Below are 8,133 nucleotides of genomic sequence, written 5' to 3' on the forward strand. Positions count from 1 at the left end.
TGGGCCGAAGCCCAATGACAGGGGTTGTTATTTTACAATTAGTTTTTCGGATTGTTTTAGGCTTCCATCATGAGATTCAAACTGAACGATATAGTTTCCTGCTGAAAGTTTGGTCAATTCATATTGATTATCTCCGGAATTCAGTGATTTTGTGTCTATAATTCTTCCATTAAAATCATAAACCGTTAATTTTCCTTTGCTGTATTCATCCGGAACAGAAACTGTCAATGATGAAGATTTGCTTGCCGGATTAGGGTATAATTTTATTTGATTTTTAACGCTTACTTGTCCTCCGCTTACAGCTTTTTGACTTCCCCCGGTTCTTGCCGATGCTGAACTTCCTGTTGTACATGGTACATCTGTTCCCCAATTGGAAGCATCAACACCCGTTAACGTTAAAGTCACTCCGTTTCCTGAGGTATCCTGAACGGAAGAACCACTTCCTTCATTAAACTTCCAATACGCAGCCAGTGAAGTAGCCGGAACGGATACATTACACATATTCTGACTGATTTCTGTCTGACTCAAAGCCCGTTTCCAAACTCTTACCTCATCTACTTTCCCATTGAAGTTTCTTGACGTGTTATATAAATATCCTACATTGAATGCGCCTGTTGAATTCACACTTCCGGTCTGCGCTTTGGTTGCATCCAGAGCTCCGTTGATATACAACTTCATATTGGTTCCATCATAGGTAGCCGCCACATGATACCATGTATTGGCATTCAAGGCAGTTGCAGAAGCCAGTTTTTGCTGTACATTATTAATACTTACTACAAACTGTAATTTATTATTGGCCAGGCCGGCATCTCCTAATCGTAAGAATGCAGAATTGCTGTCGCTTACTTCTGTTCCCATGATAGAAGAAATATAAGGAGACGCTGATTTGAATGACGAAGGTTTGATCCATCCTTCAAAAGACAATGCAGATCCGCTCAGTGTAAGATTTCCGGCAGCTCCAGATTCACTGGTTCCATCCAGAGATAATGCGTAAGATCCTGTAGGTGTTGTTCCTGAAGTGCTTTTAAATCTTGGGGCAAACATGTAGGCACTTTTCACGCTGCAATTAGTTCTGATTCTCCAGTCGTATTCGGTATTGGCTGTTAAGCCGGAAACCGTTAAAGAAGTAGAACTCGTTGCTGACACGGCATTTGTCCATGTTGTTGAAGAAGCTGATTTATAATCAATATCATAAGTATTGGTTCCTACGGCTGACCAGTTCAGTTTTGCACTTGTTCCTGTAAGATTGCTAGTGTATAATCCGATAGGAGCATCACAATTGGTCCCTTGTGTCCACGATTGTAGAGTTCCGCTTAAAACAGTCTGCTCTCCGTACAATGTCTGAGTTCCTGCAGAAAGTTGTGACGTTTCATTAGTTCCATGCAAATCATACCACATGAACACGCCATAGCCTCCATTTTTAGTCTGAGTTGCCAGACTGGTGGTTGTAGAATTGGAAGTATTTCCCATCCATACGGCTGCCGGAGAGATTTGTGCTTTGGTAAGAGGGGGAACATTTGGAGCAGAGAATGTTCCGTACATCGCATTCCAGCTATAGTTAACATTATCTCCTACTCTGGCTCCGTTCCAGGAAAGTCTTGAAGCGGCATCTCCGTAATAATAGAATGAAATAATTTTATTCGGTAATAATGCTCTTAGCTCCTGAACAAGCATGACAAAAGAACTGTCATTAGGCTGTCCCGTTCCGTTCTTTCCATATTCTGAATATTCATCATCAAAATCAATTCCATCAAGACCATAGGTATTCACTGTATTGGCAAGCTGTAATGCAAAGTCTTTTGCGGCTTCACGGGTAGGAAAATTACAGATTCCTGCTCCCTGGTGATTCCCCAAAATAGTCAGTACTACTTTCATTCCTTTTTGCTGAAGCGGTTTTATGTAGGTATCTGCATTGGTAAGAACCTTGGTAACGTTGTTATTGGAATACAGATACGCTCTTCCACGGCTGGTATCATAATTAATATTAGCCGCAAAAATATTCACCACATTGAACAGATAGCTGTTCGATGTCTGCAGTTTGTACGCTCCTGCATTCAGGAGGTTGTTGTTGTTCACTTCCACATAGCATATTCCTGTAGGATTAAGCTGTTGTGCATTAATCAGAGAACCTGACTGAAGCATCACTGCCATCAGCGCGGTAAAGATGGATTTTTTTTCATTGTATAATTTTTTAAGGTGTTTTTGGTGTTTGATTTTGATATAGCATTCCCCTGATACTTTCTTTTTAGAGAAAGCACCTCAGATGAATAAACCATATAAAAGGGAGGGCTATGTCAGTAGCTCAGGGTTTTCGTTAAAGGTTTTCCATAACAATTCGCCAAATAAGGTATTCGACCATGCAAACCATTCTCTGGTAAATTTCTTGTCATTGTCTTTATGGAAGGATTCATGCATAAAGCCTGTCCCGCCGTGCGTTTTCTGTAAGGTATCTATGCTCCATTTGATCTCACTTTTGTCTTTTGTAGTGAGAGCCTTCATAATGATACTCATTGGCCAGATCATGTCCAGTCCGATATGCGGACCACCTATCCCTTCTGCCAGCTTACCTTTGAAGAAGAACGGGTTGTTTTCTGACCACACAAATTTTCTTGTATTCAAGTAAACAGGGTCATCAGCTTTCACCGCATCCAGATAAGGTAATCCCAGTAAACTAGGACAGTTTGCATCATCCATCAGATTATAACTTCCGAAGCCATTTACTTCAAAAGCATATATTTTTCCGAACTCAGGATGATTGTAAATTCCGTATTTTTTAATGGCTGCCTCTACCTCATCAGCAAGGCTGTTCAGTTGTTGAGCCAATGTTTTTTCATTTTTTATCTGAGCAACCATTTCTGCAGCCTGACGTAAGCTTACTACCGCAAATAAGTTGGAAGGGATCAGGAATCCGTAGATGGTAGCATCATCACTTGGGCGGAACATAGAGCTGATAAGCCCTACAGGTTTCGTCGGGTAGCCATATCCTCCCATAGGAACTCCGTCTGTGGCCCAAGCCGTGGTACGCTCAAATTTGTAAGGTCCAAGATCATGTTTTCTCTGCTGTTCTGTAAAGGTCTGCAGGGTAAGTTTAATCCCTTTCAACCAGTTGGCATCGAAAGGTTTTGTATCTCCTGTTATTTTCCAGAAGTGGTATGCCAGACGAATAGGATAGCAAAGAGAGTCAATTTCCCACTTTCTTTCATGGGTTCCCGGTTTCATATCGGTATGGTCGTATTCTTTCCATTTACTGATCTTCTGATCATCGTTGTAGAAAGCATTAGCATATGGATCTTTTAGAATGAAAGTGGTCTGTTTATGGATCACTCCTGAGATCAGTTTATGCAGTTTTTCATCTTTTTTCGAGAACTGCAGATAAGGAAAAACCTGTGCGGAACTGTCACGAAGCCACATCGCATCAATATCCCCAGTGATCACATATGTATCCGGTGTTCCGCCGGTTTCTGTATAGTAAACAGTAGTATCTAATGTATTCGGGAAGCAGTTTTCAAAGAGCCAGCTTAGTTCTTTGTTTTTTACTTTCTTTTTAAACGCTGCAATAGCACTTTCTACGGATTCGCTGGTAAAATGTCTTTTATCTTTAGGAACACGGACAACAGGAAAATCGTCCAGCACTAAATTTTTAGCAAAAACATTCTGAGTAAACAGCAATCCGGCTCCTGCCAGTGCACTTGTTTTAATAAAATTTCTCCTTTCCATTGATACTTTTGTTTCGTTTATTTTTATGAGTCTTATTTTACCGGTTTGCTTCCCATTACAAATCTCAGTTCGCCACCGTTCATGATATCGCTGTGGTTCAGTTCCCAGCTTTTGTATTCTTTCCCGTTCAGGAACATTTTCTGTACGTAGATATTCTTATCGGATATTTTATCTGCGATCACCGTAAAAGTTTTTCCGTTTTCCAGTTGCAAAGAAGCTTTCGGGAATTGTGGAGCTCCGATGGCATAAACAGGTTTCCCCGGTGTCACAGGATAGAATCCTAATGAAGAGAAAATATACCATGCTGACATTTGCCCGCAGTCTTCGTTATTAACGATTCCATCAGGTTTGGCTGCGTACATATTGTCGCGGATATATTTTACCATTTTTTGAGTCTTGTATGGGCTTCCTGCATAATTGTACAGGTATGGAACATGATGTCCAGGTTCATCTCCAAATCCTAAAGATCCGATGAATCCTGAGATGTCTACATGCTGTTCCCCTTCCATATGCAGAGCCTCTGTAAAGGTTTTATCCAGTTTTTCTTCAAATCCTTTTTTCCCACCGTAGAGATTCATCATTTCGTCGATCTGATGTGGCACAAAGAAATCATAGGCCCAGATATTTCCTGAAACCCAGTGTGGCTGCAATTTCTTCCAGTCGTTAAGGGTGAAATCTGCTAAGAATTTTCCGTCTTTCTGTCTTGGCCAGAAATGGTTATTTTCTTTGTTGAAGGTATTCAGGAAGTTCATAGAACGTTTTTTATACACTTCTGCTTCGTCTTTCTTCCCTAGTTTTTCTGCAAGCTGCTGAATACACCAGTCATCATATGAATATTCCAGTGTTGCAGAAACTGAAGCTCCGTTTTCTGATGGGGTGTAGCCTAATTTGATATAATCATTAAGACCTCCGCCTCCATCGCTGCTGCTCATTTTATCTGTTAAAGAAGCATCTTTCATTGCAGCAAATGCTTTTTCTCCATCAATACCCGGAACTCCTTTTGAAATGGCATCCCAGATTACCGATGCACTGTGATATCCCAGCATACAGAAATTATCATATCCACACAGTTCCCAGATTGGCATGTGGTCTTTACGATCTGTATATCTGCTGATCAGAGAGTTCGCAAATTCTTTAGTATGTTTCTGATCCATTATAGTCAGCAACGGGTGAGTCGCTCTGAATCCGTCCCAGTAAGAATAAGTACTGTAGTTCGTAAACCATTTGGTATTCATGTTTTCCTGAGCAGCAACATAATCTCCATTGACGTCCATATAAAGGTTAGGCGCAATAAAAGTATGGTAAACCCCGGTATAGAAGATTTTTCTCTGGCTGTTGGTTCCTCCTGTCACCTGGAATCTGCCGATCAGATCTCTCCATGTCTTTTGGGCAGTTTCTTTCGCTTTTGCAAAGTCTATATTTTTTGCTTCGGCATCGAAGTTTTCCTGTGCATTTTCTGTGCTCACCGGAGATAAAGACACCTTTACTTCAATGCTTTCCTGGTCTTCTGTTGAGAATCTTACAAAGGCTTTCGCATCCTTAGCAAGAGCAATTTTTTCATCGTTTTTAATTTTCCCGTCAGCATAAACACCGTAAGATTTAAACGGCTTGGAGAACTCCATCACGAAGTAAGCAAACCGTTTACCTCCCCAGCCATTGCTGTAGCAGTACCCTTTGATTTTATTATTGCCTTCTACACTCACCAAAGTGTGGTAGATATTTCCGAAGATTTTATTAGTTGGGTCAATGATGATATTGGCCTCTTCACTTTTTGGGAAAGTATATTTATGAAATCCGACTCTTGGAGAAGTGGTAAGCTCTGCTTTGATTCCATAGCTGTCCAGCATTACGGAATAATATCCGGGAGACGCAACTTCTTTATCATGTGTAAATCTTGAACGGTAACCAGTTTCAGGGGCTTCTTCTGATCCGGGAACCATTTTTACCTGTCCCACGGTAGGCATTACCAGAATATCTCCAAGATCTGCCCAACCTGTTCCGCTAAGGTGATTATGACTGAATCCCATGATCGTCTTACTGCTGTAATGATATCCGGAACACCAGTCCCAGTCGCCACTTTTTGTATTCTGATCCGGACTCAGCTGTATCATCCCGAATGGCGTAGTTGCCCCCGGAAATGTATGCCCATGCCCTCCTGTGCCTATGAAAGGATCTACCCAGGATAAGACATCATTTTTATTTTGCTGTGCATTGGCTACAGAAATCAGGGTTGTAAAAAGGCAGATAAGCAGTTCTTTTTTCATGATAAGAGAGGTATCGGAGATTTTTTTGTTTAAAAGCTGGTTTAAAAATAGGAAAACCATTATAAAATTCCCAGAAAACGGGAAAAAATTAAGATGGTTAACCTATTTTCCTAAACTTTATATTACTGTATTAAATTGAATTCTTTTTCATAAAATCAATAATTTCTGAGATATATCCAAAGGCAATAGCAACCACGGTATCAGCAGCACCGTAATATACTGTTACTTTATCTCCTTCAGTCAATGCTGCACAAGGGAAAACCACATTCGGCACATCTCCTGTCAGTTCATATGATTCGGCCGGAGCCAACAGATAAGGCTTCGTTCTGTACAATACTTTGGTAGGATCTTCAAGATCAAGCAAAGCTGCTCCCATTGAATATCTGAATCCTCTGCAGGTATTGATCACTCCATGATAGAAAAGCAGCCATCCTTCTTCTGTTTTGATAGGAACGGGGCCTCCTCCGATCTTTGTACACTGCCATGCACTATCTTCGAAAGGAGTCACTTTCATTACACAACGGTGTTCTCCCCAATACTTCATATCAGGGCTGTAGCTGATATAAATATCTCCGAAAGGCGTATGCCCGTTATCACTCGGACGGCTCAACATGGCATATTTACCATTGATTTTTTCAGGGAACAAAACTCCGTTTCTATTGAAGGGAAGAAAAGCATTTTCACACTGAAAAAATTCTTTAAAATCAAATGTATACCCAATTCCGATGGTAGGTCCGTTATATCCGTTACACCAGGTGATCCAGTAGCGGTCTTCTATAAAAGTAACACGTGGGTCATATTTGTAATCGGATTCAATCATATCGGTATTTCCTGCCTGCATTTCAATAGGATCATGATTGATGTCCCAATTGATTCCATCTTTACTGAAACCAGCAAAAATATTCATCTGTACCGCTTTATTATCACAACGGAACACTCCGGCAAAACCATCTTCAAAAGGGATCACCGCACTGTTGAATATACTGTTGGATGTTGGTATCGCGTATCTGTTAATGATCGGGTTTTCGGAAAACCTCCACATGATATCATTGCAACCTTCCGGGCGATCCTGCCAAGGGATCATTACTGATTGAGCTGTCATAAAGTATTTTTTACTTTTTATTTTAAATTATTACTAACTGATCTGTTGTTCTTTTTGATTTTCTGAATAAGGGAAAGGGACGAATAAAGTCACCAAAAATGCCGGAATTGTAGCAACCAGGACCCAGATAAAGAACATTTTGTATCCGATCCAGTCACTGATCATTCCACTGAACATTCCGGGAATCATCACTCCAAGGTTCATAATGCCTGTGGCAAATGCGTAATGGGCCGTTTTGTGCTTTCCGGGAGCAATCTGCTGCATCATGTAGAGCATTAATCCTACAAAGCCAAAGCCATAACCGAAATATTCTATTACAACGGCAATTCCTACCGGTAAAAGGTCAGCTGGTTGATAGTGAGCCAATAATGCATAGACCACAAACGGAATATTGAATGCACAGCACAGCCATATCAATGATCTTTTTAATCCACGGGCTGAGATAAAATATCCTGCCAGCACAGAGCCTAAGATGAATGCCGCAGAACCATACGTTCCATAGACAAGTCCGATATCCGATGTGGAAAGTCCTAATCCTCCCGAAGTTCTGGGCGCTTTAAAAAACAAGGGCGCTATTTTGATTGCAAATCCTTCTGCAAAGCGATACAGAATAATGAAAAGTATAGACCATAAAATATTCTTTTTGGTAAAGAAAGAAGTAATAACTTCCAGTAGTTCTTTACGAATATTTCCTGCTGTTTTTTCTTTTTTCTGTTCTTCTTTGTTTTCTTTAGGCAGAATCAGATAATGATAAATACCCAGCACAAAAAATAATAATGCATAGATGATCATGATAATCATCCACGCATGGGTAACTCCTTTTGTTTTTTCTAAAAATCCCGCAAAATAAACCAATGCTCCACTGCTGATAATCTTGGCCAGGTTGTAAAAAGCACCTTGCCAGCCAATATATTGTGCCTGCTCTTTATTGGTAAGAAAGCCAATATAGGTTCCGTCTGCTACTACATCATGCGTTGCACCACAAAATGCAACAACTGCAAAAAGAGCGATACTGTATTTGAAAAAGTCATTCAATGGTAGACTTAGTGC

Annotated in this window: 5 protein-coding genes; all 5 read right to left on the reverse strand. The window is 40.6% G+C overall.

Annotation, left to right across the window (positions count from 1 at the left end; translation table 11 throughout):
• Positions 1-27: 27 nt before the first annotated feature.
• Positions 28-2,151, reverse strand: a complete 2,124-nt coding sequence (locus tag LF886_RS23845) for an endo-beta-N-acetylglucosaminidase H (protein WP_236852092.1) — start codon at positions 2,149-2,151, stop codon at positions 28-30.
• A gap of 138 nt (positions 2,152-2,289) precedes the next feature.
• Positions 2,290-3,717: a glycoside hydrolase family 125 protein gene (locus tag LF886_RS23850; protein WP_236852093.1), complete on the reverse strand. Its 1,428-nt coding sequence runs from the start codon at positions 3,715-3,717 to the stop codon at positions 2,290-2,292.
• A gap of 32 nt (positions 3,718-3,749) precedes the next feature.
• On the reverse strand, positions 3,750-5,981 hold the full coding sequence (locus LF886_RS23855; protein ID WP_236852094.1) for a GH92 family glycosyl hydrolase: 2,232 nt from the start codon (positions 5,979-5,981) through the stop codon (positions 3,750-3,752).
• Between the two features lie 130 nt (positions 5,982-6,111).
• Complete coding sequence (locus tag LF886_RS23860) at positions 6,112-7,083, reverse strand: glycoside hydrolase family 130 protein (protein WP_103231114.1); 972 nt, start codon at positions 7,081-7,083, stop codon at positions 6,112-6,114.
• A gap of 33 nt (positions 7,084-7,116) precedes the next feature.
• The coding region (locus LF886_RS23865) for an MFS transporter (RefSeq protein WP_236852095.1) at positions 7,117-8,133 on the reverse strand (1,017 nt) is incomplete at its 5' end.

Origin of the sequence: Chryseobacterium sp. MEBOG07 (genome assembly GCF_021869745.1) — a bacterium.
Classification (GTDB): domain Bacteria; phylum Bacteroidota; class Bacteroidia; order Flavobacteriales; family Weeksellaceae; genus Chryseobacterium; species Chryseobacterium viscerum.

Excerpts from the sequence above, each read along its gene's own strand:
- LF886_RS23845 (WP_236852092.1), bottom strand. The coding sequence starts at position 2,151 with ATGGCAGTGATGCTTCAGTCAGGTTCTCTGATTAATGCACAACAGCTT.
- LF886_RS23850 (WP_236852093.1), bottom strand. The coding sequence starts at position 3,717 with ATGGAAAGGAGAAATTTTATTAAAACAAGTGCACTGGCAGGAGCCGGA.
- LF886_RS23855 (WP_236852094.1), bottom strand. The coding sequence starts at position 5,981 with ATGAAAAAAGAACTGCTTATCTGCCTTTTTACAACCCTGATTTCTGTA.
- LF886_RS23860 (WP_103231114.1), bottom strand. The coding sequence starts at position 7,083 with ATGACAGCTCAATCAGTAATGATCCCTTGGCAGGATCGCCCGGAAGGT.